At 74.0% G+C, this 25,580-nt stretch carries 26 protein-coding genes and 1 tRNA gene; 22 read left to right on the top strand and 5 right to left on the bottom strand.

The window, feature by feature from the left end:
- The first annotated feature begins 22 nt into the window (after positions 1 to 22).
- Positions 23 to 95 (top strand) — tRNA-Thr (locus ABD644_RS21165).
- A gap of 59 nt (positions 96 to 154) precedes the next feature.
- On the opposite strand, the gene ABD644_RS21160 is transcribed toward ABD644_RS21165, so the two are convergent.
- Complete coding sequence (locus ABD644_RS21160; protein WP_344691045.1) at positions 155 to 550, bottom strand: hypothetical protein; 396 nt, start codon at positions 548 to 550, stop codon at positions 155 to 157.
- Positions 551 to 794: 244 nt separating this feature from the next.
- Between ABD644_RS21160 and ABD644_RS21155 the strand changes: the two genes are divergently transcribed.
- Together ABD644_RS21155 and ABD644_RS21150 are read left to right on the top strand one after the other, a co-directional pair.
- Positions 795 to 2,432 carry a peptide ABC transporter substrate-binding protein gene (locus ABD644_RS21155; protein WP_344691044.1) on the top strand — a complete coding sequence of 546 codons (1,638 nt, stop codon included), beginning with the start codon at positions 795 to 797 and terminating at the stop codon, positions 2,430 to 2,432.
- A gap of 120 nt (positions 2,433 to 2,552) precedes the next feature.
- Entirely contained in the window at positions 2,553 to 3,305 is a 753-nt protein-coding gene (locus tag ABD644_RS21150) for an SAM-dependent methyltransferase (protein ID WP_344691043.1), read from the top strand.
- Between the two features lie 64 nt (positions 3,306 to 3,369).
- Here ABD644_RS21150 and ABD644_RS21145 read toward each other — a convergent pair whose 3' ends face one another.
- Complete coding sequence (locus tag ABD644_RS21145; RefSeq protein ID WP_344691042.1) at positions 3,370 to 3,864, bottom strand: inorganic diphosphatase; 495 nt, start codon at positions 3,862 to 3,864, stop codon at positions 3,370 to 3,372.
- A 59-nt stretch (positions 3,865 to 3,923) separates the two neighbouring features.
- Here ABD644_RS21145 and dacB point away from each other — a divergent pair, with 59 nt between their 5' ends.
- From dacB to ABD644_RS21095, 10 genes are all read left to right on the top strand, one after another.
- Complete coding sequence (gene dacB, locus ABD644_RS21140) at positions 3,924 to 5,348, top strand: D-alanyl-D-alanine carboxypeptidase/D-alanyl-D-alanine endopeptidase (protein WP_344691041.1); 1,425 nt, start codon at positions 3,924 to 3,926, stop codon at positions 5,346 to 5,348.
- 87 nt (positions 5,349 to 5,435) lie between these two features.
- The gene (locus ABD644_RS21135) at positions 5,436 to 6,518 is read left to right on the top strand and encodes a zinc-dependent metalloprotease (protein ID WP_344691040.1); all 1,083 of its coding nucleotides are present in this window, start codon (positions 5,436 to 5,438) and stop codon (positions 6,516 to 6,518) included.
- Positions 6,519 to 6,534: 16 nt separating this feature from the next.
- A complete protein-coding gene (tilS, locus tag ABD644_RS21130) occupies positions 6,535 to 7,536 on the top strand; it encodes a tRNA lysidine(34) synthetase TilS (RefSeq protein WP_344691039.1) in 1,002 nt (333 codons plus the stop codon).
- Positions 7,533 to 8,117, top strand: coding sequence for a hypoxanthine phosphoribosyltransferase (gene hpt / locus ABD644_RS21125; protein WP_344691038.1), 585 nt, complete (start codon positions 7,533 to 7,535; stop codon positions 8,115 to 8,117). The genes tilS and hpt overlap by 4 nt, the downstream gene beginning before the upstream one ends.
- A gap of 399 nt (positions 8,118 to 8,516) precedes the next feature.
- Positions 8,517 to 10,505 (top strand): ATP-dependent zinc metalloprotease FtsH, encoded by a 1,989-nt coding sequence (gene ftsH / locus ABD644_RS21120; RefSeq protein ID WP_344691037.1) that lies wholly within the window; start codon positions 8,517 to 8,519, stop codon positions 10,503 to 10,505.
- Complete coding sequence (gene folE / locus ABD644_RS21115) at positions 10,502 to 11,119, top strand: GTP cyclohydrolase I FolE (RefSeq protein ID WP_344691036.1); 618 nt, start codon at positions 10,502 to 10,504, stop codon at positions 11,117 to 11,119. The genes ftsH and folE overlap by 4 nt, the downstream gene beginning before the upstream one ends.
- Positions 11,116 to 11,967 (top strand): dihydropteroate synthase, encoded by an 852-nt coding sequence (gene folP / locus ABD644_RS21110; RefSeq protein ID WP_344691035.1) that lies wholly within the window; start codon positions 11,116 to 11,118, stop codon positions 11,965 to 11,967. Before folE ends, folP begins: the two co-directional genes overlap by 4 nt.
- A complete protein-coding gene (folB, locus tag ABD644_RS21105) occupies positions 11,960 to 12,334 on the top strand; it encodes a dihydroneopterin aldolase (protein ID WP_344691034.1) in 375 nt (124 codons plus the stop codon). Before folP ends, folB begins: the two co-directional genes overlap by 8 nt.
- A 61-nt stretch (positions 12,335 to 12,395) precedes the next feature.
- On the top strand, positions 12,396 to 12,923 hold the full coding sequence (gene folK, locus ABD644_RS21100; protein ID WP_344691033.1) for a 2-amino-4-hydroxy-6-hydroxymethyldihydropteridine diphosphokinase: 528 nt from the start codon (positions 12,396 to 12,398) through the stop codon (positions 12,921 to 12,923).
- The gene (locus tag ABD644_RS21095; protein ID WP_344691032.1) at positions 12,920 to 13,438 is read left to right on the top strand and encodes a DUF3180 domain-containing protein; all 519 of its coding nucleotides are present in this window, start codon (positions 12,920 to 12,922) and stop codon (positions 13,436 to 13,438) included. The genes folK and ABD644_RS21095 overlap by 4 nt, the downstream gene beginning before the upstream one ends.
- A 135-nt stretch (positions 13,439 to 13,573) precedes the next feature.
- Here ABD644_RS21095 and ABD644_RS21090 read toward each other — a convergent pair whose 3' ends face one another.
- Positions 13,574 to 14,773 (bottom strand): ABC transporter ATP-binding protein, encoded by a 1,200-nt coding sequence (locus ABD644_RS21090; RefSeq protein ID WP_344691031.1) that lies wholly within the window; start codon positions 14,771 to 14,773, stop codon positions 13,574 to 13,576.
- Positions 14,774 to 14,802: 29 nt separating this feature from the next.
- Here ABD644_RS21090 and ABD644_RS21085 point away from each other — a divergent pair, with 29 nt between their 5' ends.
- From ABD644_RS21085 to ABD644_RS21075, 3 genes are all read left to right on the top strand, one after another.
- Positions 14,803 to 15,504: an ABC transporter permease gene (locus ABD644_RS21085; protein ID WP_344691030.1), complete on the top strand. Its 702-nt coding sequence runs from the start codon at positions 14,803 to 14,805 to the stop codon at positions 15,502 to 15,504.
- Positions 15,501 to 16,232, top strand: coding sequence for an ABC transporter permease (locus tag ABD644_RS21080; protein WP_344691029.1), 732 nt, complete (start codon positions 15,501 to 15,503; stop codon positions 16,230 to 16,232). The genes ABD644_RS21085 and ABD644_RS21080 overlap by 4 nt, the downstream gene beginning before the upstream one ends.
- 146 nt (positions 16,233 to 16,378) lie before the next feature.
- A complete protein-coding gene (locus ABD644_RS21075; RefSeq protein WP_344691028.1) occupies positions 16,379 to 17,380 on the top strand; it encodes a glycine betaine ABC transporter substrate-binding protein in 1,002 nt (333 codons plus the stop codon).
- A 22-nt stretch (positions 17,381 to 17,402) separates the two neighbouring features.
- Here ABD644_RS21075 and ABD644_RS21070 read toward each other — a convergent pair whose 3' ends face one another.
- Positions 17,403 to 18,008: a DUF1684 domain-containing protein gene (locus ABD644_RS21070; RefSeq protein ID WP_344691027.1), complete on the bottom strand. Its 606-nt coding sequence runs from the start codon at positions 18,006 to 18,008 to the stop codon at positions 17,403 to 17,405.
- Positions 18,009 to 18,099: 91 nt separating this feature from the next.
- Here ABD644_RS21070 and ABD644_RS21065 point away from each other — a divergent pair, with 91 nt between their 5' ends.
- Positions 18,100 to 19,782, top strand: coding sequence for a DUF6779 domain-containing protein (locus ABD644_RS21065; RefSeq protein WP_344691026.1), 1,683 nt, complete (start codon positions 18,100 to 18,102; stop codon positions 19,780 to 19,782).
- 21 nt (positions 19,783 to 19,803) lie between these two features.
- Here ABD644_RS21065 and ABD644_RS21060 read toward each other — a convergent pair whose 3' ends face one another.
- Positions 19,804 to 20,544 (bottom strand): SDR family oxidoreductase, encoded by a 741-nt coding sequence (locus ABD644_RS21060; protein WP_344691025.1) that lies wholly within the window; start codon positions 20,542 to 20,544, stop codon positions 19,804 to 19,806.
- Positions 20,545 to 20,913: 369 nt separating this feature from the next.
- On the opposite strand from ABD644_RS21060, the gene ABD644_RS21055 reads away from it, so the two are divergent.
- The 5 genes from ABD644_RS21055 to lysS are packed head-to-tail and all read left to right on the top strand — an operon-like array spanning position 20,914 to position 25,474.
- A complete protein-coding gene (locus ABD644_RS21055) occupies positions 20,914 to 21,801 on the top strand; it encodes a Rossmann-like and DUF2520 domain-containing protein (RefSeq protein ID WP_425547490.1) in 888 nt (295 codons plus the stop codon).
- Between the two features lie 5 nt (positions 21,802 to 21,806).
- The gene (gene panC, locus ABD644_RS21050) at positions 21,807 to 22,655 is read left to right on the top strand and encodes a pantoate--beta-alanine ligase (protein ID WP_344691023.1); all 849 of its coding nucleotides are present in this window, start codon (positions 21,807 to 21,809) and stop codon (positions 22,653 to 22,655) included.
- 8 nt (positions 22,656 to 22,663) lie between these two features.
- Positions 22,664 to 23,077, top strand: coding sequence for an aspartate 1-decarboxylase (gene panD, locus ABD644_RS21045; protein WP_425547489.1), 414 nt, complete (start codon positions 22,664 to 22,666; stop codon positions 23,075 to 23,077).
- 37 nt (positions 23,078 to 23,114) lie between these two features.
- On the top strand, positions 23,115 to 23,951 hold the full coding sequence (locus tag ABD644_RS21040; RefSeq protein ID WP_344691021.1) for a type III pantothenate kinase: 837 nt from the start codon (positions 23,115 to 23,117) through the stop codon (positions 23,949 to 23,951).
- A gap of 11 nt (positions 23,952 to 23,962) precedes the next feature.
- A complete protein-coding gene (gene lysS, locus ABD644_RS21035) occupies positions 23,963 to 25,474 on the top strand; it encodes a lysine--tRNA ligase (RefSeq protein WP_344691020.1) in 1,512 nt (503 codons plus the stop codon).
- Positions 25,475 to 25,580 lie beyond the last annotated feature (106 nt).

The following is a 25,580-nucleotide window of genomic DNA, read 5'->3' as shown; positions in this document are numbered from 1 at the left end:
CGTACGCTGTTCCGGCACGAACGCCGCCTTAGCTCAGTCGGTAGAGCATCTCACTCGTAATGAGAAGGTCGTCGGTTCGATTCCGACAGGCGGCTCGCGTTCGGCCAGGGGCTTCGTCCGACAGGGACGGGGCCCCTGTGTCGTCCTCGGCCGGTCACAGGGGAGCGCTGTCCGGGCATCCCTCACCGCTGTGCAGGTAGGTGACCTCGTCCCGCGCCGGTGGGTGGTAGGGCCCGTCCGTAGGCCCCTCCACCGCGCCCACCTGGACGCCGTCGACGTAAATCTGGATGTCGCCCACCGGCACCTCGGCGGTGAGGGCGAAGCCGGCGGACACCGATCCGGTCGCCACCACCGTGGACCCCTGCCGGAACTCCACGTGGAGGAACCCGGTGTCGTTGTCGCCCGGGGATCCTTGGCAGTAGGCCACGTTCTGCACGCGTGGCTCCTCCGGCGATCCGCATCCGGCCAGGGCGGCCAGGCAGAGCGGGAGCGCGGCGAGCGCCGCCCCGCGCGCGGAACGGTGGAACAGACCCTGGCCACGCGCCGTCATGGTGATCACCTCGGCGCGCAGCGTAGGGGCGCAGGCACGCGACCGCGTGGGTGTCACCCGTCCGAGCGGGCCGTGTCGCCGTCCGGGCGGCGGAAACGGTCGATCGTGATCCAGATCTCCCTTCAGGGAGAACGGACGCGCGCCGACTGTCCTCAGTGGAGAACGGTGAGTACGGCCGCGACCGCGTCCGCGCCGCTCCACGTCCGCGACCCTCCGATCGAGGGCTCGGGAAGGCACGACGCACATGACACGCACCACGCGCCACTCGCGCCTGGCCCTCGCAGCGCTCGCCGGCACCGTCCTGCTCGGCGCCTGCGGCACGCCAGGAAGCGGTGACGACAACGCGCCCGAGTCGGTCAGCATCGCCATCGGCGAGCCGGCCGCCCCCCTCGTCCCGGGCAACACCGTGGAGGAGTACGGCAGCCAGATCCTCGAATCGCTCTGGACCGGCCTGGTCGAGTACGACGCCGACGGCGAGGTCAGCTACACCGGGGTGGCCGACAGCATCGAGTCCGAGGACAGCGTCACCTGGACCGTCGCGCTCCAGGACGGGTGGACCTTCCACGACGGGACGCCGGTGACCGCCGCGTCGTTCGTCGACGCCTGGAACTACACCGCCTACAGCCCGAACGCCCAGGCCGGCTCCTACTTCTTCGCCAACATCGAGGGCTACGGCGATCTGCAGGCCCCGACGGACGACAACGGCGAGCCGACCGGCGAGCCCGCCGCGACGGAGCTGACCGGTCTGCGCGTCGTCGACGACCTGACCTTCACCGTCACCCTGAGCGCGCCCTTCGCGCAGTTCCCGGTGACCGTCGGCTACAACCCCTTCTTCCCCCTGCCGGAATCGTTCTTCGACGACCCGGAGGCGTTCGGCAGCCGCCCGATCGGCAACGGTCCCTTCCGGGCCGCGGGCGACTACGTCCCGGGTTCGGGCATCACGCTCGTGGCCGCCGACGGGTTCGCCGGTGCGCAGGCCCCGGCGGTCGAGGAGCTGGAGTACCGCGTGTACGCCGACCCCAAGACCGCCTACACCGACGCGCTGGCCGGCAACCTGGACATCCTGCCCCGGGTCCCCGCCGAGATGAGCGAGGTCGCGCAGCAGGAGTTCGAGGGCCGCTACGAGGAGACGGCGGCCTCCGGTTTCACGTTCCTCGGCCTGCCCCTGTACGAGGAGCGCTACGCCGACCCCCGGGTGCGCCAGGCCCTGTCCATGGCCATCGACCGCGACGCGATCGCCGAGCACATCTTCGCCGGGACGCGGGAGGCCGCGGACTCCGTCGTGCCGCCGGTCGTCGGCGGTCACCGGGACGGCGCCTGCGGCTACTGCGCCCTCGACGTCGACCGGGCCAACGACCTCCTCGACGAGGCGGGCTTCGACCGGACGCAGCCGATCGAGCTGTGGTTCAACGCCGGTGGCGGCAACGAGGCCTGGGTCGAGGCGCTGGGCAACCAGCTGCGGACCAACCTCGGTGTCGAGTACGTCCTGCGCGGCGACCTCGCCCCGGCGGAGTACGGGCCCCTGCTGTTCACCCAGGGCATGACCGGCCCCTTCCGCATGGGCTGGTCGATGGACTACCCGAGCCCGCACAACTTCCTGGAGCCGCTGTACTCGACCCAGGCGCAGCCGCCCGCGGGCGCGAACACGACCTTCTACAGCAACCCGGAGTTCGACGCGCTCGTCGCGCAGGGCAACGAGGCTGCGAGCAGCGAGGAGGCGATCTCCTTCTACAACCAGGCGGAGGACGTCCTGCTCGAGGACATGCCGATCATCCCGCTGTTCTTCGACGTCACCCAGTCGGTCCACTCCGGCGACGTCGACGACGTGGTGGTCGACCTGTTCGGCCGGGTGGACACCACCGCGGTGACCCTCGCGGGCTGATCCCCGCTGCATGCGACGGCGGCCCCCACCTCACCCGAGGTGGGGGCCGTCGCCGCGTCGTCCCCGGGCTGCCGCGGCAATTCACGTGCCCCGGACCGTCCCGACCAGCACGATGCCCCGGTGGACCGAGCTCAGGCCAGCGCGATCGCGCACCGTTGGCACCCCATCGCCGCCCCCGTCACCGACGACAACCTCCGGCTGCTGATCCAGCGCCTGGGCCTGCCCCCCGACGGCCGGATCCTCGACCTCGGCTGCGGCTTCGGCGAGTGGCTGTTCGCCGCGCTCGAGGCCGCGCCCGGCACCACCGCCGTCGGTGTCGACACCTCCGGGCCGGCGCTGCAGGAGGCCCGCGCCAGGGCGGCCGCCCGGAACCTCGCCGACCGCGCCACCTTCGAGCAGGCCGACGCGTCGGGCTGGAGCGGGGAGGGCTTCGACGCCGTCCTGTGCATCGGGGCGACCCATGCCTTCGGCGGGCTGGCCGCGACGCTCGCCGCCGTCCGCGCGCACCTGCACCCGGGCGGGCGGGTGCTGCTCGGCGAGGGGTACTGGGAGGCGCCGCCGAGCGAGGCGGCCCTCCGGGAGCTCGGCGCCGAGCCGGGGGAGCTGCCCGACATCGCCGGCCTGGTGGCGGAGGCGCAGGAGTCCGGCTTCGAGGCGGGCTACGCCCACCTGAGCACGGCGGCGGAGTGGGACGAGTACGAGTGGTGCTGGACCGGTGCGCTCACCGAGTGGGCGTTGACCGAGGCGCCGGCGGAGGACCGGGTGGCCGCGCTGGAGCTGGCCCGCGAGCACCGGCGGCAGTACCTCGCGGGGTACCGCGGCGAGCTGGGCTTCGCCACCGTGGTGCTGCACGACGCCGCCGGGGGCCACTGAACGCGACGGCGGCACGTCCCGCATGGGACATGCCGCCGTCGGTCGCTCGCGGGAAGCCGCGGCCTCAGTGGTGCGCGGGCTCGTCCTTGGCGCGCTCGATCGAGGCGAGGATCTCCGCCTCGGCGGCCGCGCGGTCGACCCACTCGGCGCCCTCGACCGACTTGCCCGGCTCGAGGTCCTTGTAGGTCTCGAAGAAGTGCTGGATCTCCAGCCGGTCGAACTCCGAGACGTCGGTGATGTCCTGGAAGTGAGCCATGCGGGGGTCGGTGGCCGGAACGGTGAGGACCTTGTCGTCCCCGCCCTTCTCGTCGGTCATCCGGAACATGCCGATGGCCCGGCACGTGATCAGGCAGCCCGGGAACGTCGGCTCCTCGAGCAGGACCAGGGCGTCGAGCGGGTCGCCGTCCATGCCCAGGGTGTTCTCGATGTAGCCGTAGTCCGCCGGGTAGCGGGTGGAGGTGAACAGCATCCGGTCCAAGCGGATGCGTCCGGTGGCATGGTCCAGCTCGTACTTGTTTCGCTGGCCCTTCGGGATTTCTACCGTCACGTCGAACTGCACGCGCCTAGTCTGGCGCACGGTGACCCCGCGCGTTCCGCGGAGGTCACCTTTTGTGGGGGGTGGGCACCATCGCGTCGAGTGGCTCGACGGTCATCACGGCGAACTACGGGCGGTTCCGGCGGCGCATCGCGATGGGCATCGTCGCGCTCGTCCTGCTGGTCGTCGGCGGGATCGTCGGTGTCAACCGGCTCCTCGACGACGCTCCGGCCGCCCCTGACGACGTCGTCGCCGTCCCCGAGGCGCAGCTGCCCGACCTCGGCGACGCCGTGCCGGTGCTCGCCTCGCTGTCCTCCGACGCGCCCGCGCCCGACCCCGCGGCCCTCTCCGAGCAGCTGACCCCGCTGCTGGAGGTGCCCGGGCTGGGCACCGGCGTCTCGGCCGAGGTCGTCGACGTCGCGACCGGTGACGTGCTGCTCGACGCCGACGCCGCCGACCCCGCGACGCCCGCCTCGACCGCGAAGCTGCTCACCGCCGCCGCCGTGCTCGTGACCCTCGATCCCGCCGAGCGCTTCGAGACGACGGTCGTCGCCGGCAGCACCCCCGGCGAGGTCGTGCTCGTCGGCGGCGGGGATCTCACGCTCTCGCGCACCGCGCCCTCGCAGACCTACCCGGGCGCGCCGACGGTCGACGACCTCGCCGCCCAGGTGGTCGCCGCGATGCCGGCCGGGACGCCGGTGACGCGGGTCGTCGTCGACAGCTCGCTGTTCAGCGGCCCCCTCACCGCCAGCGGATGGGGGCCGGCCGACGCCCCGTCCAGCTACGCGGCGCCGGTGACCGCCACGGCGGTCGACGGTGCCCGCGTGGCCCCGGGCTCCACCGCCCGCAGCGGCCAGCCGGGGCTCGATGCCGGGTCCGCGCTCGCCGACGCGCTCGGCGTCCCCGGCGCCACCGTCGTCCTCGGGCAGGCGCCGGCCGGCGCCGAGGTGCTGGGCAGCGTGCTGTCGGCGCCGGTCGCGCGGCAGGTCGAGCAGGCCCTGTCGATGTCGGACAACATGCTCGCCGAGGCGCTGGCCCGGCACGTCGCCATCGCCCGCGGGCTCCCGGCCACCTTCGACGGGGGCGCGCAGGCGGTCATCGACGCCGTCGCCGAGGCCGGCGTCGACACCTCCGGGGTCACCCTCGCCGACGGCAGCGGCCTCTCCCGCGAGGACCGGATCCCCGCCGGGGTGCTGACCGCGGTCGTCCAGGGCGCGGCCGACGGCAGCCTCGGGGGTGCCTCGCTCATGCTCTCCGGGCTCCCGGTGGCCGGCTACGACGGCACGCTCGCCGACCGGGGCGACGACGACCCGGCGACGGCGCCCGGCGCCATCCGCGCCAAGACCGGCACCCTGCTGGGGGTGCACGCCCTCGCCGGCACCGTCGTGACGACCGACGGGCGGCTGCTCGCCTTCGCCGTCGTGGCCGACGGCTCCTCGGACGAGGCCGCCGCCGAGAACGCCCTCGACGACTTCGCCTCCGAGCTGGCTGCCTGCGGCTGCAGGTGACGTGCTGGAACGGCCCCGTCCCGGGTCCCGCCCTGAGCTCGCGAAGGGTGGGGAGGACGGGGTCCTCTTTCCGCGTACGGTGAGGCGATGAGCAGTGCCACCTCGATGGTCGACTGGGACCTCGCCGGACGAACCGCCCGGCGGCTGATGAGTTCCGGCCCGCGGACGACGCGGGAGGACGCCGCCGCCGTCGTCCGGCACCTGCACGAGGCGGCCGCCACGGCCATCGCGCACGTCGAGAAGCTCACCGGCATGACCGCCGCCCCGGGCGGGCCGCTGCCGGAGGTCGCGGTCGTCGACCGGCCCGGCTGGGTGGACGCGAACGCCAGCGGCATGGCGGCGCTGCTCGACCCGCTGGTGAGCAAGCTCGCCGAGAAGCAGGAGACCCGCCCGGGCCCGCTGGCCACGGCCATCGGCTCGCGGGCGACCGGTGTGCAGGCCGGCGGCATCCTCGCGTTCCTGTCCTCGCGGGTCCTGGGCCAGTACGAGGTCTTCGGCACCGGCGGCCGGCTGCTCCTGGTCGCGCCCAACATCGTCGCCACCGAGGAGAAGCTGGGCGTCGACCCGACCGACTTCCGGCTCTGGGTCTGCCTGCACGAGGTCACCCACCAGCTCCAGTTCACCGCCGTGCCGTGGCTGCGGGGGCACCTCGAGAGCGAGATCGCCGAGTTCGTGGCGGCCACCGACCTCTCCGCCGACGTGCTGCGCGAGCGGCTGCAGGACCTGCTGCGCAGCCTCGGTGAGGCGATCCGCGGTGACGACGGCGAGTCCGAGGGGCTCATGGCGCTGATCCGCGACCCGCGCCAGCGCGCCGTCCTCGACCGCGTCACCGCCGTGATGAGCCTGGTCGAGGGGCACGCCGAGTACGTGATGGACGGCGTCGGGCCCGACGTCGTCCCGACGGTGACGACGCTGCGCAAGCGGTTCGCCCAGCGCCGCAAGGGCCGCGGTCCGCTCGACCGCGTGCTGCGCCGGCTGCTGGGGCTCGAGCAGAAGATGAAGCAGTACGCCGACGGGCGGCGCTTCGTCGGCGGCGTCGTCGACCTCGTCGGCATGGAGGGCTTCAACCGGGTCTGGGAGTCGCCGCAGAACCTGCCGCGGATCGAGGAGCTGACCCAGCCGGAGCTGTGGGTGCACCGGGTGCACGGCCGCCCGGCCATCCCTGCCTGACCGACCACCCGATCCGATGGTCGGCCCGCACCCGGCGGTGGCGCAGGTGCGCAGCGCGGTCCGGCCCGCGCTGACCGCCTCCGAGCGGCCGGTGCTCGTGGCCTGCAGCGGGGGAGCGGACTCCCTCGCCCTGGCCGCCGCCGTCGCCTTCGAGGCGCCGCGGGCCGGCGTCCCGGCCGGCGCGGTCACCGTCGATCACGGCCTGCAGCCGGGGTCCGCCGAGCGGGCCGAGGCGACGGCCGGGCTGCTGCGGCGGATCGGGCTGGACCCGGTCGTCGTCGTCCGGGCGGACGTCGGGACCGCGGGTGGGCCCGAGGGCGCGGCCCGGGCCGCCCGCTACGCCGCGCTGGCCGGCGCCGCCCAGGGGGCGCGGGTCGCGCTCGGCCACACCCTCGACGACCAGGCCGAGAGCGTGCTGCTGGGCCTGGGTCGGGGGTCGGGTCCGCGGTCGGTGGCCGGCATGGTCGAGCAGCGGACCGTGGACGGCGTCACCTGGTGGCGGCCGCTGCTGGGCGTCCGGCGGGCCACCACCCGGGCCGCCTGCGCGGCGCTCGAGCTGCCGGTCTGGGACGACCCCTGGAACGCCGACCCGAGCTACACCCGAGCGCGGCTGCGCGGCGAGGTCCTGCCGCTGCTGGAGGACGTGCTCGGCGGCGGCGTCGCCGCGGCCCTCGCGCGCACCGCCGCGCTGCTGCGGGAAGACCTCGACGCCCTCGACGCAATGGCCGATGCCGAGCTCGCTCGTCACGACCGGGCCCTGCCGGCAGCCGAGCTGGCCGCGTTGCCCGACGCGCTGCGCCGGCGGGTGCTGCGCGGCTGGCTGCGGTCGGGCGGCGTGCCCGACGTCCAGGCCGTCCACCTGCACGCCGTCGATGCGCTGCTCGTGCGATGGCACGGGCAGGGCCGGGTGGACCTACCCGGCGGCGTCGGCGTCGTCCGGGCGTCTGGCAGGCTGGTGCTGCAGCCCCCTGACGCGCCCGTCGCGCCACCCCCCGACTCCGAGGAGCTTCACCCGTGAGCGAGCTGGCCAGCACCACCGGAGCGCTCGGCAACGACCACGGCTACGGCCCCGACATCGACCACGTGCTGCTCTCCGAGGAGCAGATCCAGGCGAAGATCGACGAGCTCGCCGCCCAGATCTCCCGCGACTACGCCGGCAAGGAGGTCCTGCTCGTCGGCGTCCTCAAGGGCGCGGTGCTGTTCATGAGCGACTTCGCGCGGGCGCTGCAGCTGCCCACCCAGATGGAGTTCATGGCCGTCTCGTCCTACGGCTCGGCCACCAGCTCGTCGGGTGTCGTGCGCATCCTCAAGGACCTCGACCGGGACATCACCGGCAAGCACGTGCTCGTGCTCGAGGACATCATCGACTCCGGCCTGACCCTGTCGTGGCTGCTGAAGAACCTCGGCAGCCGCTCGCCGGCCTCGCTCGAGGTCTGCGCTCTGCTGCGCAAGCCCGACGCGGTCAAGGTCGAGGTCCCGGTGAAGTACGTCGGCTTCGACATCCCCAACGAGTTCGTCATCGGCTACGGCCTGGACTTCGCCGAGCGGTACCGCGACCTGCCCTACATCGCGACGCTCAAGCCCGAGGTGTACCAGTAACTCTGTCGTCCTCCGGACGACGACCGCGGCCAATTGCCGTCCCCCACTTGCGTGGAGCCCTTTCGTCGCACCGCCCGGGGAGCCTCCGGCCCCGCCGCGCGGCACGACCCTCGCGGGGCGCCTCGCCTCCCATAGCGGCTGCATGCCGTCCCCGGCCGCGCAGGGCGCTCCCTGCCGCGACTCGGGGACCCTTCGGGCCCCGCTCGCCGCGACAGAGCGTTCCCACCCAGCGGGGTGTCGTCGGCTTCGCGCCCGGGGATTCCACAGGTTGCCCGGTGTACCGTCGATTCCCACGACGCTGCACGGCGCCTGGGTCCTCGCCCTGGTCGCAGGCGGCGTCCCCGGACGATCAGGAGGGTCGACGGGCAGGCCGGCCCAGCCGGCGCCCGGCATCGGTGTATGGAACGTAAGAAGATCTTCCGCTCCGTGTGGTTCTGGGTCGTGCTCGTCGTCCTGCTGGCCCTGACGTTCTCCTCGTTCTTCCGCGGCGGCGGCGAGTACACGGAGGTGTCGACCTCCACCGCGCTCGCCCAGCTCGACGAGGGCAACGTCGTCTCGGCGACGATCAACGACAAGGAACAGACCCTCGACCTCGACCTGCGCGACGCGGTCGACGGGAGCTCGAAGGTCACGACGTTCTACCCGCTCGGCGCCGCCGACGACATCTACGACCGGGTCTCGGGCGCCGGTGACGCCACGGGCGTCGACTTCGACACCAACGTCACCCAGGAGAGCCTGTTCGTCAGCCTCCTGGTCAGCTTCGTGCCTTTCCTGCTGCTCCTCCTGCTGCTGTTCTGGCTGTTCAACTCCATGCAGGGCGGCGGCCGGGGCGTCATGCAGTTCGGCAAGTCCAAGGCCAAGCTCGTCAGCAAGGACACCCCGAAGACGACGTTCGCCGACGTCGCCGGCGCCGACGAGGCGATCGAGGAACTGCACGAGATCAAGGACTTCCTGCAGAACCCGGTCAAGTTCCAGGCGGTGGGCGCGAAGATCCCCAAGGGCGTGCTGCTGTTCGGCCCGCCCGGAACCGGCAAGACCCTGCTCGCCCGCGCCGTCGCCGGCGAGGCCGGGGTGCCGTTCTTCTCGATCTCGGGGTCGGACTTCGTCGAGATGTTCGTCGGTGTCGGCGCCAGCCGGGTCCGCGACCTGTTCGAGCAGGCCAAGCAGAACGCCCCGGCGATCATCTTCGTCGACGAGATCGACGCCGTCGGCCGGCACCGCGGCGCCGGCATGGGCGGCGGGCACGACGAGCGCGAGCAGACCCTCAACCAGATGCTGGTCGAGATGGACGGCTTCGACGTCAAGGGCGGCGTCATCATGATCGCCGCCACCAACCGGCCCGACATCCTCGACCCGGCGCTGCTGCGCCCGGGCCGCTTCGACCGGCAGATCGCCGTCGACCGGCCCGACCTCGAGGGCCGCAAGGCGATCCTGGCCGTGCACGCCAAGGGCAAGCCGCTCGCGCCCGACGTCGACCTCGCCACCGTGGCCCGCCGGACGCCGGGCTTCACCGGTGCCGACCTCGCCAACGTGCTCAACGAGGCCGCCCTGCTCACCGCGCGCAACAACCGCTCGCTGGTCGACGACGCCACCCTCGAGGAGGCGATCGACCGGGTCATCGCCGGCCCCGAGCGCAAGACCCGCGCGATGAGCGAGAAGGAGAAGAAGGTCACCGCCTACCACGAGGGCGGGCACGCCCTGGTGGCGCACGCGCTGCCCAACCTGGACCCGGTGCACAAGGTCACGATCCTGCCGCGCGGTCGCTCGCTGGGGCACACGCTGGTCCTCCCGACCGAGGACAAGTACACCCAGACCCGCTCGGAGATGATCGACACCCTCGCCTACGCACTGGGGGGCCGCGCCGCCGAGGAGCTCGTCTTCCACGAGCCGACCACCGGCGCGGGCAACGACATCGAGAAGGCCACCGCGATGGCCCGGGCGATGGTCACCCAGTACGGCATGAGCGCGAAGCTCGGCGCGGTCAAGTACGGCAGCAACGAGGCCGAGCCGTTCCTCGGCCGCGACATGCACACCCGGCCCGACTACTCCGAGGCCGTCGCCGCCGACATCGACTCCGAGATCCGGGCACTGATCGAGGCCGCGCACGACGAGGCGTGGGAGATCCTGGTCGAGTACAGGGCCGTCCTCGACCAGCTCGTCCTCGAGCTGATGGAGAAGGAGACGCTGTCGAAGGAGGACATGGCGCGGATCTGCGCGCCGGTCACGAAGCGGCCCTCCCTCGCGCCCTACAACGGCTTCGGCAAGCGCACGCCGTCCGACCAGCCGCCGGTGCTCACCCCCGCCGAGCAGCAGGCCGCCCAGAACGGCGGCTCGGTCAACGGGCGCACCGCTCCGGTGGGTGACGTCGGGGCCCACGCCCAGCGATGAGCGAGGTCCCGACGGGGCCGGAGGACCGGGCGGCGGCCGCCCCCCACGGCGTCGACCTGGCCCGCGCGGCCGCCGCCGTCCGGGAGCTCCTGCTCGCCGTCGGCGAGGACCCCGACCGGCCCGGTCTCCAGGAGACCCCGGCCCGGGTGGCGCGCGCGTACGCCGAGACGTTCGCCGGCCTCGGCCAGGACCCCTACGACGTCCTGGCCACGACCTTCGACGAGGACCACGACGAGCTGGTCCTGGTGAAGGACATCCCGATGTACTCGACCTGCGAGCACCACCTGGTGCCCTTCCACGGCGTCGCCCACATCGGATACATCCCGGGCAACGACGGCCGGGTCACCGGCCTGTCCAAGCTGGCCCGGCTCGTCGACGTCTTCGCCCGGCGCCCGCAGGTGCAGGAGCGGATGACCAGCCAGATCGCCGACGCGCTCGCCGACGTCCTCAAGCCGCGCGGCGTGCTGGTCGTGATCGAGGCCGAGCACCTGTGCATGGCGATGCGCGGCATCCGCAAGCCCGGCGCCACCACGGTCACCTCCGCGGTGCGCGGGATCTTCCGGGAGAACGCGGCGACCCGCAGCGAGGCGATGAGCCTGGTCCTCGCGCGATGACCGCCGGCCTGCCGCGCCCCGGGCACTGCGTGGTCATGGGCGTCCTCAACGTCACGCCCGACTCGTTCTCCGACGGCGGCTGCTTCGCCGACCCGGCCGACGCCATCGCGCACGGACTGGCGATGCACGCGGCCGGTGCCGACTACGTCGACGTCGGCGGGGAGTCCACCCGCCCGGGCGCCGACCGGGTCGACGCGGACGAGGAGTGCCGCCGGGTGCTGCCGGTCATCGCGGAGCTGTCCGCGGCCGGCGTCCGCACCAGCGTCGACACCACCCGCGCAGAGGTCGCCGAGGCGGCCATCGCGGCCGGGGCGACGCTCGTCAACGACGTCAGCGGCGGCCTCGCCGACAAGAACATGGCCGAGCTGGTGGCCGAGCTCGGCGTCCCGTGGGTGCTCATGCACTGGCGGGGCCACAGCCGGGAGATGTACGCCGCCGCCCGCTACGGCGACGTCGTCACCGAGGTGTGCGCCGAGCTCATGGCCCGCGTGGAGGACGTCGTCGCCGCCGGCGTCGCCCCCGAGCAGCTCGTCCTGGACCCGGGGCTGGGCTTCGCCAAGCGCGCCGAGCACAACTGGGCGCTGCTGGCCGGCCTCGACCGGCTGGTCGGCCTCGGGCTGCCGGTCCTGGTCGGCGCCTCCCGGAAGACGTTCCTCGGCCGGCTGCTGCCCGACGCCGCCGGCAACCCGCGCCCCGCCGAGCAGCGCGACGCCGCCACCCTCGCCACCACGGTGCTGGCCGCGGAGGCCGGTGCCTGGGGCGTGCGCGTGCACGACGCCGCCGCGTCGGTCGACGCTGTCCGGACCGTGGCCGCCGTGCGCGCGGCGAGAGGAGCAAGCCGTGGGTGAGCACAGGCCCGACCGCATCGAGCTGCGCGGGCTGCGCGCCCACGCCCGCCACGGCGTGTACGCCGTCGAGCGCGAGCGCGGCCAGGTGTTCCGCGTCGATGCCGTCCTGGAGCTCGACACCCGGCCGGCGGCGGCCGCCGACGACCTCGACCGCACGGTCAACTACGCGGAGCTCGCCCAGCAGCTGCACGCGGTGCTCGCGGGGGAGCCGGTGGCCCTGCTGGAGACGCTGGCGCAGCAGCTGGCCGACGTCTGCCTCGGCTCGCCGCTGGTGAGTGCCGCCGAGATCACGGTGCACAAGCCGCAGGCCGACCTCGGGGTGCCCTTCGACGACGTCATCGTCGCGATCCGCCGGGAACGCGCATGAGAAAGGACCCGCCTCTCCCCACGCCTCGCACGCTCGCCGCGGGCCCCGGAGGTGGGCCGAGGTGCAGACCGGAACAGCCGTGCAGATGACCAGGGCGGTGCTCTCGCTCGGTGCCAACCTCGGAGACCGTGCCGCCGCGCTGCGCGCAGCCCTGACCGCGCTGAAGGACGACGGACTCGTCGCCCGCTCGACCCTGTACGAGACACCGCCGTGGGGGCCGGTCGAGCAGCCGCCCTACCTCAACGCGATCGCGATCGTGCGCGGCCCCCGGGACGCCCGCGGCTGGCTGGCCCGGGCCTTCGAGCTCGAGCAGGCCGCCGGTCGCACCCGGGACGTGCGCTGGGGACCGCGCACGCTCGACGTCGACGTCATCACCGTCACCGACGACGACGGGACGCCGGTCCGCTCCGACGACCCCGAGCTCACCCTGCCGCATCCGCGGGCCCACGAGCGGGCGTTCGTGCTGGTGCCGTGGGCGGCCCTCGAGCCGGGCGCGGAACTGCCCGGCCGGGGCCGGATCGCCGATCTCATGGCCGCGCTGCCCGCCGACGACCTGCTCGCCGTCACCCGCTGGGACCACCTCCATTGAAGCCCGTCCCGCGGCGCGACCTCGCTGTCCTCGCACTCGGCCTGGGGCTGGCCGCGTGGCTGCTCGTGCGCGCGTACTACGGGCACCTGCCGCCCCTGGACTGGTGGCTGCCGGCCCCGCTGGGTGTGCTGGCCGTCGTCGAGGCCTTCGGCGCCCGCACGCTCGCCCGCCGGCTCGCGCAGCTGCGCGCCGCCCGCGCCGGCAAGGCGGCGCCGGCCACGAAGGGCAGCGCCGCGCCCGTCCGGCCGCTCGAACCGATGCTCGTGGCCCGCACGGCGGTGCTCGCCCAGGCCAGCGCCTACGTCGGCGCGGTCCTGCTCGGTGTGTGGGCCGGTGTCCTGGTGCACGTGGCCCCGGCTGTCGGCCGGCTGCAGGCCGCGGGGGACGACACCGTCACCGCCGTGATCGGCGTCGTGTGCGCCGCAGCCCTCGTCGGGGCCGCCCTCTGGCTGGAGTCGGTCTGCCGCATCCCGCCCGAGGAGCACGAAGCGATGGCATCGCCATCCTCCGGATGACACCGCTATGACCTCGTCATCCTCCGGATGACACCGCGGCCAGGTGCCGTGCCCCAGGATCGTTGAGCCCTTTCGTCGTGGCTGCGCGGAGCCCTCCGGGCCCCACTCGCCGCGACACGGCTCTGCCGGAGACGCTCAGGCCTGGGCGGCGCCGGCCACTTCGGGGGCGACTCCCTCGACGGAGCGGCGGAGCGCGGCGTGCAGCGACTCCGGCGTCAGGACGCCCAGGAAGCGGTCGCCGTCGAGCACGGCCACCCATCCGGCCTCGAGCTGCAGCATGGTCGCGAACGCCGTCTTCAGCGACGAGTGCACCGGCACCCAGGCCTCCATGCGGCGCGCGGCCGAGCCCACCGTCCCGGCCCCGGCGGCGCGCTCGGCGGACAGCCAGCCGTGCAGGTTCTCGTCGTCGTCGAGGACGACGGCCCACCGGGCGCCGTGCCGCTGGAGTGCGGCCCGCGCGTCGGCCAGGCCGTCGGCGACGTGCACCACCGGCGGGTGCTCGAGGTCCGCGGTGTCGACGTCGGTCACGGCCAGCCGCTTGAGCCCGCGGTCGGCGCCGACGAAATCGGCCACGAACTCGTTCGCCGGCCGGCCGAGCAGCTCGGCGGGCGTGGCGTACTGCTCGACGTGCCCACCGGCGCTCATCACCGCGATGCGGTCGCCGATGCGGACGGCCTCCTCGATGTCGTGCGTGACGAAGACGATGGTCTTGCGGACGGACTCCTGCAGGCGCAGGAACTCCGACTGGAGCCGCTCGCGGACCACCGGGTCGACCGCGGAGAAGGGCTCGTCCATGAGCAGCACCGGCGGGTCGGCGGCCAGGGCGCGGGCGACGCCCGCCCGCTGCCGCTGGCCGCCCGAGAGCTGCGCGGGGTAGCGGTCACCGAAGATCTTCGGGTCGAGGCCGACGGTCTCGAGCAGCTCGTCGACGCGCGCCCGGACCCGGTGCCTGTCCCAGCCCAGCAGGCGGGGCACGGTGCCCACGTTGGTGCGCACCGACTGGTGGGGGAACAGGCCGATGCTCTGGATGACGTAGCCGATGCGTCGCCGGAGGCGGTCGGGGTCGACCCGCGTCACGTCCTCGCCGCCGAGCAGGATCCGCCCCGTGGTGGGCTCGATGATCCGGTTGATCATCTTCATCGTCGTCGTCTTGCCGCACCCCGAGGGGCCGACCAGCACCGACAGCTCGCCGGCGGCGAACGTGAGGTCCAGCTCGGCGACGCCCACGGTGCCGTCCGGATAGACCTTGCTGACGCCCTCCAGCACGATCTCCTCGGCGGTTCCCGAGCCGGGCGGAGAGGTCGCCGGGTCGGCGGCCTGCGCAGTAGCGTCCACGGGGTGACCCTCCTGGGAAGCGCCCGCTGGTGAGCGCTGGATCCGGCCCCAGCGGCGGGGTGCTGGCTCTCGACGAGGCACCCAACCCCTGGTTCGACGCCGGCTACGTCGTCGACAACTGGGACACCATTCTGCGGTACACGGGCGAGCACGTCAGGCTCACCGCCGGCGCGGTGCTGCTCGGGGCGCTGATCGCGCTCCCGTTGGCGCTGCTGGCGCGTCGCAGCCGGCTGCTCTCCGGGTCGGTGCTGAGCCTCTCGACGCTGATCTACACGATCCCGTCGCTGGCGATGTTCGCGTTCATCTTCCCGTTCACCGGCCTGTCGTCGACGACGGTGCTGATCGGGTTGGTCGCGTACTCGCTGGTCATCCTCGTGCGCAACTTCCTCGCCGGCCTGCAGGGCGTGCCCGACGACGTGCGCGAGGCCGCCCGCGGCATGGGGTACGGCCCGATGCGCCGCTTCGTCCAGGTCGACCTGCCGCTGGCGCTGCCCGCGTTCATGGCCGGGCTGCGGATCGCCACGGTGTCGACGGTCGCGCTGACCACCGTCGGCGTGCTCGTGGGGCACGGCGGGCTGGGGCAGCTGATCACCGGCGGCTTCAACGCGAACTTCTACCGGGCCGAGATCGTCACCGGCACCGTCGGCTGCGTCCTGCTGGCCCTGGTCGCCGACGTGCTGCTGGCCGGTGTGGAGCGGCTGCTCACGTCGTGGACGCGGGTGCGGACGTGAGCGCCTTCGGCGAGGCCGTCGTCTACCTCAACGACCCGTACAACTGGACCCGCCCGAACGGGATCCTCGACCTGCTCGGCGTGCACCTGGCGATCTCCACCGTGGCGGTGCTGGCGGCGATGGTCGTGGCGCTGCCCATCGGGATCGCGCTGGGCACCAGCGGGCGGGGCGGTGGCGCGATCGTCGTCCTGTCCAACGTGAGCCGCGCCGTCCCGACGCTGGCGCTGCTCACCCTGTTCGCCGTCAGCCCGATCGGCTTCGGCAACCGGGCCACGACCATCGCGCTCGCGGTCTTCGCGATCCCCCCGATCCTGACCAACACCTTCGTCGGCTTCCGCGGGGTGGACGCCGACGTGCGCGAGGCCGCCCGCGCCATGGGGATGCGCCGGGGCCAGATCACCGCGCGGGTGGACCTGCCGCTGGCGCTGCCGCTGGTCATGACCGGCATCCGGACGGCGGCGGTGCAGGTCGTCGCCACCGCGGGGCTGGCCGCCCTGGTGGGTGGGGGAGGCCTGGGCCGGCTGGTCAACCTCGGGTTCGGCCAGCAGAACTACGGGCTGATCATCTCCGGCGCCATCCTGATCGCCGGGCTGGCGCTGCTGACCGAGCTGGTGCTGGTCCTCGTGTCGTGGCTGCTCGCGCCCGGTCCGCGCAGGCTGCCGTTCCTCGCGCCGCGGTCGCGCTCGGTGGCCGCACCCGAACCGACCGCGTCCGGCGTACCGCTCTGATCTCCCCTCCGGTAACGGAAGGACAACGCGTTCGACGATCGATTGCGCGCAAGCGACCAGCGGAGTTGCATGGTCGGCGCGGGAATCCTCCCGACCAGACACGCGTGGCGGTGCAGACCGCCACGGGACACAGAAGGCGGGGCGGCATGCGCACGCGTATCCGGTTCATCGCTCCACTGGCGCTCGCGGTGATCGTGACCGCGGCCTGCGGGGAGTCCGGCTCCTCCGGTACCGGGGGCGACGACGGCGAGGGGTCGCAGGCCTCCGGCGAGGCCTGCGCGCCCGTCCCCGGCGACCAGCTCGTCGTCCTCGAGGACGACCTGGCGCTGCAGAACGCCGACAACGTCATCCCGGCGGTCAACACGGCCGCCTCCGAGGCCAACCCCGCCCTGTTGCCGGCGCTGAACGCGGTCTCCGCGGTGCTGACCACCGAGGACCTCGTCAACATGAACGCGGCCGTCGACGTGGAGCGCCAGAGCGCCGAGGACGTCGCGGCCGCGTGGGTCGAGGAGAGCGGGGTGACCGACGGGCTGGAGCAGGGCAGCGGCCCGATCGCCGTCGGCGGGGCCGGCTTCACCGAGTCGATCGTCCTCGCGAACGTGTACGCGAACGTGCTCACCGCGGCCGGTTTCGACGCCTCGGTCCGCGAGGTCGGCAGCCGCGAGCTGTACCTGGAGGCGCTGAAGCAGGGCACCGAGATCCAGGCGTTCCCGGAGTACCTCGCCACCGCCACCGAGTTCCTCGACGGCGACGAGGCCAACGTGGTGGCCAGCGGCGACGTCCAGGAGACGCTCGACGCGCTGCAGCCGCTGGCGGAGGCGGCCGGCCTGACCTTCGGCGAGCCCGCCGACGCGGTCGACCAGAACGCCTTCGCCGTCACGACGGAGTTCGCCGATCAGCTCGGCGTCACGACGCTGTCGGAGCTCGCCGACGCCTGCAGCGACGGGTCGCTGATCCTCGGCGGGCCCGCCGAGTGCCCGGAGCGGCCGTTCTGCCAGCCGGGTCTCGAGGAGACCTACGGCCTGGAGTTCGCCAGCTTCCAGGAGTACGGCGACACCGGCGGCCCGCTGACCAAGGCCGCCATCCAGCAGGGCGAGGTCTCGATCGGGCTGGTCTTCAGCTCCGACGGCGCCCTGGCCCAGGACTAGGGGCAGGCGCCGGGACCGACCCTCAGTACCAGCCGCCGGGGGGCAACTGCTCCCCGGCGGCGACCGGCGCGGTCAGCCGGTTGCCCTCGGGGGCCAGCGGGCACGACCAGCGCGGGTCGTACGTGCACGACGGGTGGTAGGCGAAGTTGAGGTCGACGACCAGCCGCTCGCCGTCTCCGCCCAGGTCGGCGCCCTTGATGGTGTCGAGCAGGTAGCGGCCGCCGCCGTAGGTGGTCGCACCGGCGGTGCCGTCCTTCAGGGGCAGGAACACCCCGCCGCCGTAGCCGCCGATCCACCAGACGTCGATGCGGCCGAGCTCCCCGAGCGCCACGGTGCCGATCCGGTCCAGCGCGACGACGCCGTCGGCGGCGGTGGGGACGTCGAGGCGCTGGGGGTCCGCCGGCTGGAGGTGGGCCTCGAAGCGCAGCGCCGGGTCGTAGGGGGCGTAGGGGAGCCCCGTGAACGCCGCCCGGGCGGCCTCGTCCAGGGGCGAGTCCGGGTGGGCGGCGAACAGTTCGTCCCGCCCGTCGCGCCACGTCCGCCAGCCGGCCTCGGGGTCGGCCGCGGAGCGGGCCGCGGTCCAGAGTCCGGCGACCCGGCGGCGCCAGTCGAGCAGCGTGAGCGTCATGCCGCCACTCTGGCAGCCTCCCGGCGACCCCCGCCGCGCGAGCTGACGTTCCTGTAACCGTCCCGGCACCGTCCGCCGCTACCCTGGGGCCATGCCCCGCCGCTCGGACGCCGACCGTGGGATGGCTCAGGCTCCGCGGTTCGGCGCGGCCGGCTCCCGGCCCGTGCTCGTCGCGGGCGGGTTCGCCCTCGCGGTCCTCGCCACCCTCGCGGTCTTCCTCACCGACAACCCGCAGTACCTGCGCGTCGCCGTCGTCGCCGTGGCCTGGGCGTTCGTGCTCGCCACCTTCGCCGCCGGCCGCCGCGGCGGTGACCGCGCCGAGGCCGCGGTGCGCGAGGCCGAGCTGCGCCGGGCCTACGAGGTCGAGCTGGAGCGGGAGGTCTCGGCCCGGCGGGAGTACGAGCTGGAGCTCGAGAACGAGCTGCGTCGCGAGACCGAGGACTCGGTGCGCGGCGAGCTCGACGCCCTGCGCGGCGACATCGCGGCCCTGGCCGGCCTGCGGGACGAGGTCGCCCGCGTCTCGGCGCTGCGGGGCGACATCGCGGCGCTCAACGGACTCAAGGACGAGGTCGCCCGGGTCGCTGCCCTCCACGACGACGTGCGGGCCCTGAACTCGCTGCGCCAGGAGCTGGGCCAGCTGGCCGAGCTGCGGGCCGACATGGGCCGCCTGCGGGCCGAGCTCACCGAGCAGCTGTCCAGCGAGATGCTGGTCGAGCGCATCGTCATGCGCACCCAGGCCAGCCGGCTCCCCGGCGAGTCCGACCGCACCGTGACCGGCCGGACGCTGGAGGGGGCAGCCAGCTGGACCGACGACGTCCCGCCCCGGGAGCTGACCGGCGGCTGGCCGGCGATCCGCCTCGACGAGCCGCGCGAGACCCAGCAGTTCGAGCAGGTCCGCATCGACCGCACGGTGGCCCGGCCGCCCGTGCCCGCCGCCGAGCCGGCGCCCACGTGGCAGTTCCGGGAGCCGGCCCCGGCCGAGTCCGCGGCCGAGTCCCCGTCGTGGCACACGCGATCGTCGGAATCGCCGTCCTGGGAGCCGTCGTCCTGGGAGACGCCGCGCACCGGGCTGTGGCCGGCGGCCCCGCTGCCGCCGTCCGCACCCGTCACGTCGGCCCTCCCTGCGCCCGGTGCCCCGCCGGCCGCCGTCCCGCCCCCGGTGTTCTCGCCGCCCCTGCCGGCGCCGCCCGCGGCCGACCGCTGGTCGCCCTCGCCGGAGCCCGACCTGTCGCCGCGGCGGTCCCGCCACTCCGCGGGCGACTCTGCGGCCGACTCCGCGCGCGACATGGTCGCGCCGCCCCCGCCGACGGCCGCCTTCCCGATGTCCCCCCCGGCGCCGAGCGAGCCGCCGCCCTCTCCGCTGGACTGGCTGGCCTCCCGGTCGCTCCTCGACGAACCGGCCGCGGCTCCCGCGCCGTCCCCCGTGGCCCGGCCCGCCGTGCCGCCCCGCCGCCGTCGTTCGGACGACGCGGTCGGCGAGCCGGTCCCGAACGAGTCCGCGCCCACGACGCAGCGGCCGGCCGTCCGGCCGTCGCCGCTGCCGCGGAACACGCCGTCGACGGCCGCCACGCCCCGCCCCGAGTTCGACCGCTCGGCCTTCCGCTTCGCCGTCCGCGACGAGGAGCCGGCCACCGCAGCCGCGCCCAATCCGGCCCTCGCCCGGATCCTGGACGAGAACGGCGTGACCCCGCCCACCGGCGGCCGCCGCCGGCGGCGCTACCGCGACGACGGCGAGTCCGACGACGTTCTGGCCCGGGTGCTGCGCGGGGAGTGACGGGCCCCAGGGGGTCGCCTGTCAGCGGCTCCGCGAGAGGCGGCCGCCGTCGAGCACCAGCGTCTGCCCGGTGACCCACCCCGCGCCGTCGCCGAGCAGGTAGGCGGCGGCCTCGCCCACGTCGGCCGGCTCGCCGAGCCGGCCGACCGGGTACTCGGCCGCGACCTCCGCCTCGCGACCCTCGTACAGCGCCCCGGCGAACCGGGTCTTCACGACGGCGGGCGCGACGGCGTTGACCCGCACCGTCGGGCCCAGCTCGACGGCCAGCTGCGTGGTCAGGTTGATCACCGCCGCCTTGCTGACGCCGTAGCCGCCGATGTTCTCCGACGAGCGCAGGCCCGCCACCGATGCGACGAACAGCACCGAGCCGCCGTGCTCGGCCATCCAGGCTCGCCACGCCTCCTGCACCAGACCCAGCGACGACACCACGTTCGTGTCCAGGATCTTGCGGAAGGCATCGAGGTCGAGGTCGACCATCGGGCCGTAGACCGGGTTGACCCCGACGTTGCCGACCAGCATGTCGAGGCCGCCGAAGCTGTCGATCGCGGTGCGGACCGCCTCGGCCCGGTGCGCGGGGTCCCCGGCGTGGCCGGCCACGGCCACCGCGACCTCCGGGCCGCCGAGGCTCTCGACGGCCTCGGCGAGCGCCTCGGCCTTCCGTGCGGTGACCACGACGCGGGCGCCCCGGTCGACCAGGCTCTGCGCGATCGCGAGCCCGATGCCGCGGCTGGCACCGGTCACCAGAGCGGTGCGTCCCTGCATCGAGCCCACGTGCTACCTCCAGCGGTCGGGGTGTGCCGTCCCTCACGCTAGGGGGCGGTCACGCGGGCCTCACCTGCGCCCCGACGGGGTGAGGTGAGGCAGCACACACCGCCCAGCCGTTGCGAGGTCCTCGGCGCGGTCACACACTCGCCTTCGGCGGCTCACCTGCGTGACACACGAGGTTGCAGCAGGGACGGCGGCCACCGCACGGCCAGCACGACCCCGACGCGACCCACGACGGTGTGGGACGCGACCGACGTCCGGTACCCGCCAGGGACTGGAACGAGAGGTGCACCGATGCCTGCTGCCCGCAGGACCCTTCGCGCTGCCGGACTTGCCCCCGCTTCCGCCGCCCCCGCCCGCCTCCGGGTGGGTGTCATCGGCGCCGGCCGGGTGGGCGCCGTCCTCGGCGCAGCGCTCGCCGCCGCCGGACACGACGTGGTCGCCGCCTCCGGCGTCTCCGCGTCCTCCGCCGAGCGGGCCGCCCGCCTGCTGCCCGGCGTGCCGCTGCTCCCCGCCGACGAGGTCGTGGCCGCGGCCGACCTGGTCGTGCTCGCCGTTCCCGACGACACCCTGGCGGGTCTGGTCGCCGGCCTGGCCGAGACCGGCGCCTGGCGGCGCGGCCAGCTGACCTTCCACACGTCCGGCGCGCACGGCCTGGCCGTGCTCGCCCCCGCCGAGCGCGCCGGCGTCCTCGCCCTGGCGCTGCACCCCGCCATGACCTTCTCCGGCGCCCCGGAGGACGCCGACCGGCTGGCCGGCGCCCCGTTCGGCGTCACCAGCCGCCCCGAGCACCGGCCCGTCGCCGAGACGCTGGTGCTGGAGATGGGGGGCGAGCCCTTCTTCGTCGCCGAGGAGGACCGGCGGCTCTACCACGCCGCCCTCGTCACCGGCGCCAACCACCTGGTCACCCTCGTCGCGGAAGCCGCGGACCTGCTGCGCAGCGCGGGGGTGGGGGAGCCCGCGCGCGTCCTGGGCCCGCTGCTCACCGCTGCCCTGGACAACGGGCTGCGGCGCGGCGACCGCGGCCTCACCGGTCCGGTCGTCCGGGGCGACGTCGGCACCGTGCGCGACCACCTGGAGACCCTCGCGGAGAGGGCCCCGGAGTCCGTCGCCGCCTACGTGGCGATGGCGCAGCGCACCACCGAGCGGGCTCTGGCCGCGGGTCGGCTCAAGCGGCACGAGGGCGCGCCTCTGCTGGACCTGTTGCACGACGCGCGCGACGCCCACGACGCCGACCCGGCGGGCTCGCGGTGAGCGTCGTGACGGCTCCCGGGGTGGCCGAGACGGTCGCCGACCTGCGCCGGTTGCGCGACGCGCTGCCCGGCCCGGTCGCGCTCGTGCCGACGATGGGTGCCCTCCACGAGGGGCACCGGGCACTGGTCCGGGCCGCGCGGGAGCGGGCGGGCAGCGTCGTCGTCTCGGTGTTCGTCAACCCGACGCAGTTCGGTCCAGGCGAGGACTTCGACCGCTACCCGCGCACCTGGGACGCCGACCTCGCCGCGCTCGCCGAGGAGGGCGCCGATCTGGTGTTCCACCCCGGCGTCGACGACGTCTACCCGCCCGGGGCACTCGGCGTCACCGTCGACCCCGGACCGCTCGGGGGCGTGCTCGAAGGTGCGGTCCGGCCCGGCCACTTCGCCGGCGTGCTGACCGTCGTCGCCAAGCTGTTCGGGCTGGTCCGGCCCGACGTCGCGGTCTTCGGCGAGAAGGACTACCAGCAGCTCACGCTGATCCGCGCCATGGCCCGCGAGCTGGCTCTGGGCGTCGAGGTGGTCGGCGTCCCGACCGTCCGTGAGGACGACGGGATGGCGCTCTCCTCGCGCAATCGCTACCTGACGCCGGAACTGCGCGCCGCGGCGGCCACCATCTCGGCCGCCCTGCGCGCCGGTGCCGAGGCCGGCCCGCAGGGCGCTGACGCGGTGCTGACCGCCGCCCGCGCGGTGCTCGCCCGGGCGCCCGAGCTGGCCCCCGACTACCTCGAGCTGACCGACCCCGACCTCGGCCCGGCGCCCGCCGCCGGCCCGGCCCGCCTGCTCGTCGCCGCCCGCGCCGGCACGACCCGACTCCTCGACAACATCCACGTCGACCTGGGAGCTGACCTCCGATGATGCGCACCATGCTCAAGTCCAAGATCCACCGGGCCACCGTCACCCAGGCCGACCTGCACTACGTCGGCTCGGTCACCGTCGACGAGGACCTCCTCGACGCCGCCGACCTGATCCCGGGCGAGCAGGTGGCGATCGTCGACATCACGAACGGCGCCCGCCTGGAGACCTACGTCATCCCGGGCGAGCGCGGCAGCGGGGTGATCGGCATCAACGGCGCCGCGGCGCGCCTCGTGCACCCCGGCGACCTGGTGATCCTGATCAGCTACGGGCTCATGGACGAGTCCGAGGCCAAGAGCTACATCCCGCGCGTCGTGCACGTCGACGGCGACAACCGCGTCGTCGAGCTGGGTGGGGACCCGTCGGCGCCGGTGCCCGGGGCCGACGACCAGCGGCGCAGCGACCTCGGCGTCCCGATCCGGTGACCCCCGCGGGGGCCGAGATGGCCGTTGTGGCCCTGCGATGGCGGGCTGCGCCGTGCTGCTGACCGTCGACGTCGGCAACAGCCAGACCGTCCTCGCCACCTTCGACGGCGACCGCCGGGTCGGCTCCTGGCGGGTGACCACGGCCCCCCGGGCCACCGCCGACGAGCTGCGGATGCTGTGGCGGGGGCTGCTGCGCGACACCGAGATCACCGGCGTCTCCGCGTGCTCGACCGTGCCCGCCCTGCTGCCGTCGCTGCGCCAGCTGCTCGACTCGCTCGAGGTGCCGGTCGTGCTGATCGGCCCCGGGGTGCGCACCGGCGTCCCGCTGCACGTCGACAACCCGCGCGAGGTCGGCGCCGACCGGGTGGTGACCGCGCTGGCCGCGCACGAGATGTTCGGCCGGGGGCCCGGCGGCGCGGGCCGGCCGGTGGTCGTCGTCGACTTCGGCACGTCCACCAACGTCGACGCCGTCGGCCCGGACGGTCAGTTCCTCGGCGGCGCCCTCGCGCCCGGCGTCGAGGTCAGCCTCGACGCGCTGGCCAACCGGGCGGCCCAGCTGCGCTCGGTGGAGCTCACCCGCCCACCGCACGCCATCGGGAAGAACACCGTGGCGGCGCTGCAGTCGGGCCTGGTGCTCGGCTTCGCCGGACTGGTCGACGGGCTGGTGTCGCGGATCGCGGCGGAGATCGTCGCCCAGTTCCGGGCCGCGCCGGTCGTCGTCGCCACCGGCGGGCTGGCCCCCGTCGTCGTGGACAGCTGCCGCTCGATCGGCGAGCGGGAACCCGACCTCACCGTGCACGGGCTCCGGTTGGCTTTCGAGCGCCACCAGGCGGCCGACCGTCACCCGCCGAGCCGCCGTCCGGCGTCCCCGTAGGCTCAAGCCCCGTGAGCGAAGGTCCCCCCGCCGTACCGGACGACGTCGACGAACTCCCCGAGCAGCTCCGGGTCCGCCGGGCCAAGCTGGACCGGCTCCGGGAGGCCGGTGTCGACCCCTACCCGGTGAGCGTCGCGCGGACCACCACGCTCGCCGCCGTCCGCGCCGCGCACCCCGACCTGCCGCCGGACACGATGACCGGCGAGAAGGTGGGGATCACCGGCCGGGTGATCTTCAGCCGCAACACCGGGAAGCTCTGCTTCGCGACCCTGCGCGAGGGCGACGCCGAACTGCAGGTGATGCTCTCCCGCGACCGGGTCGGCGAGGAGTCGCTGGCCGCCTGGAAGGCCGACATCGACCTCGGTGACCACGTCCTCGTCACCGGTGAGGTCGGCACGTCGCGGCGCGGCGAGTTGTCGGTCTTCGCCGATTCCTGGGAACTCGCCGCGAAGGCGCTGCGACCGCTGCCCGTCGCGCACAAGCCGATGAGCGAGGAATTGCGCGTCCGCCGCCGCTATGTCGACCTCATCGTCCGCGACGAGGCGCGGCGGACAGTTCGCCAGCGGGCCGTCGTCAATTCGACGCTGCGCGAGGGGTTGGGAAACCGAGGATTTCTCGAAGTCGAGACGCCGATGCTGCAGACGGTGCACGGTGGGGCCACGGCGCGCCCGTTCCGGACGCACATGAATGCGTTCGACCTTGAACTGTACCTGCGCATCGCGCCGGAGCTGTTCCTCAAGCGCTGCATCGTCGGCGGGCTGGACCGGGTCTTCGAGATCAACCGCAACTTCCGCAACGAGGGTGCCGACAGCACCCACTCGCCGGAGTTCGCGATGCTCGAGACGTACCAGGCCTACGCCGATTACCAGGTGATGGCGACGCTCACCCGCGAACTGACGCAGGAGTGCTGCGCCGCGCTGTTCGGCGACCACGTCGCCCGGCACCACGACGGCACCGAGATCGATCTGTCGGGGGAGTGGCGGCAGGTGCCGCTCTACCAGGTGGTGTCCGAGGCCGTGGACGAGGAGGTCGGCCCGGAGACCCCCGTCGAGAAGCTGCGCGCCCTCGCGGATCGGCACGACGTGGGCGTCGACCCCGCGTGGGTGCCGGGCAAGGTCGTGGAGGAGCTGTTCGAGGCCCTGGTCCAGCCCACGCTGCAGGCGCCGACCTTCGTCATGGACTACCCGCTCGACACGTCCCCGCTCACGCGCGCGCACCGCTCGCAGCCGGGCCTCGCGGAGAAGTGGGACCTCTACATCGGCGGCGTCGAGCGGGCGACGGCCTACTCGGAACTGGTCGACCCGGTGGCCCAGCGCGAGCGCTTCACGGCACAGGCGGCGATGGCGGCGGCCGGCGACCCGGAGGCGATGGTCGTCGACGAGGACTTCCTCGAGGCCCTCGAGTACGGAATGCCTCCGACCGGAGGCATGGGCATGGGCATGGACCGGCTGATGATGACGCTCACCGGGCTGGGCATCCGGGAGACCATCCTCTTTCCGCTCGTACGGCCGATTACCAACTAGCGAAAGAGAACCGGCCTGAATCGTTTGCACGCTGCCAAGAGTCGTGTCGCACAATTGCACAATTGCGTGCAGTCGTGGTGCAATGGAGTGGTCGCCCCGCACGGGC

Source organism: Blastococcus jejuensis, assembly GCF_039534705.1.
GTDB classification, from domain to species: domain Bacteria; phylum Actinomycetota; class Actinomycetes; order Mycobacteriales; family Geodermatophilaceae; genus Blastococcus_B; species Blastococcus_B jejuensis.
Note: the sequence above shows the minus strand (reverse complement) of the source record. Positions and strands in the feature narration are given on the sequence as shown.

Coding starts and splice junctions, on each gene's coding strand:
- folE (WP_344691036.1), top strand. CDS start 10,502: ATGAGCGAGGTCCCGACGGGGCCGGAGGACCGGGCGGCGGCCGCCCCC.
- ftsH (WP_344691037.1), top strand. CDS start 8,517: ATGGAACGTAAGAAGATCTTCCGCTCCGTGTGGTTCTGGGTCGTGCTC.
- ABD644_RS21155 (WP_344691044.1), top strand. CDS start 795: ATGACACGCACCACGCGCCACTCGCGCCTGGCCCTCGCAGCGCTCGCC.
- ABD644_RS21060 (WP_344691025.1), bottom strand. CDS start 20,544: ATGCAGGGACGCACCGCTCTGGTGACCGGTGCCAGCCGCGGCATCGGG.
- folP (WP_344691035.1), top strand. CDS start 11,116: ATGACCGCCGGCCTGCCGCGCCCCGGGCACTGCGTGGTCATGGGCGTC.
- panD (WP_425547489.1), top strand. CDS start 22,664: ATGCTCAAGTCCAAGATCCACCGGGCCACCGTCACCCAGGCCGACCTG.
- ABD644_RS21040 (WP_344691021.1), top strand. CDS start 23,115: ATGGCGGGCTGCGCCGTGCTGCTGACCGTCGACGTCGGCAACAGCCAG.
- ABD644_RS21135 (WP_344691040.1), top strand. CDS start 5,436: ATGAGCAGTGCCACCTCGATGGTCGACTGGGACCTCGCCGGACGAACC.
- ABD644_RS21160 (WP_344691045.1), bottom strand. CDS start 550: ATGACGGCGCGTGGCCAGGGTCTGTTCCACCGTTCCGCGCGCGGGGCG.
- ABD644_RS21075 (WP_344691028.1), top strand. CDS start 16,379: ATGCGCACGCGTATCCGGTTCATCGCTCCACTGGCGCTCGCGGTGATC.
- tilS (WP_344691039.1), top strand. CDS start 6,535: ATGGTCGGCCCGCACCCGGCGGTGGCGCAGGTGCGCAGCGCGGTCCGG.
- ABD644_RS21065 (WP_344691026.1), top strand. CDS start 18,100: ATGCCCCGCCGCTCGGACGCCGACCGTGGGATGGCTCAGGCTCCGCGG.
- ABD644_RS21070 (WP_344691027.1), bottom strand. CDS start 18,008: ATGACGCTCACGCTGCTCGACTGGCGCCGCCGGGTCGCCGGACTCTGG.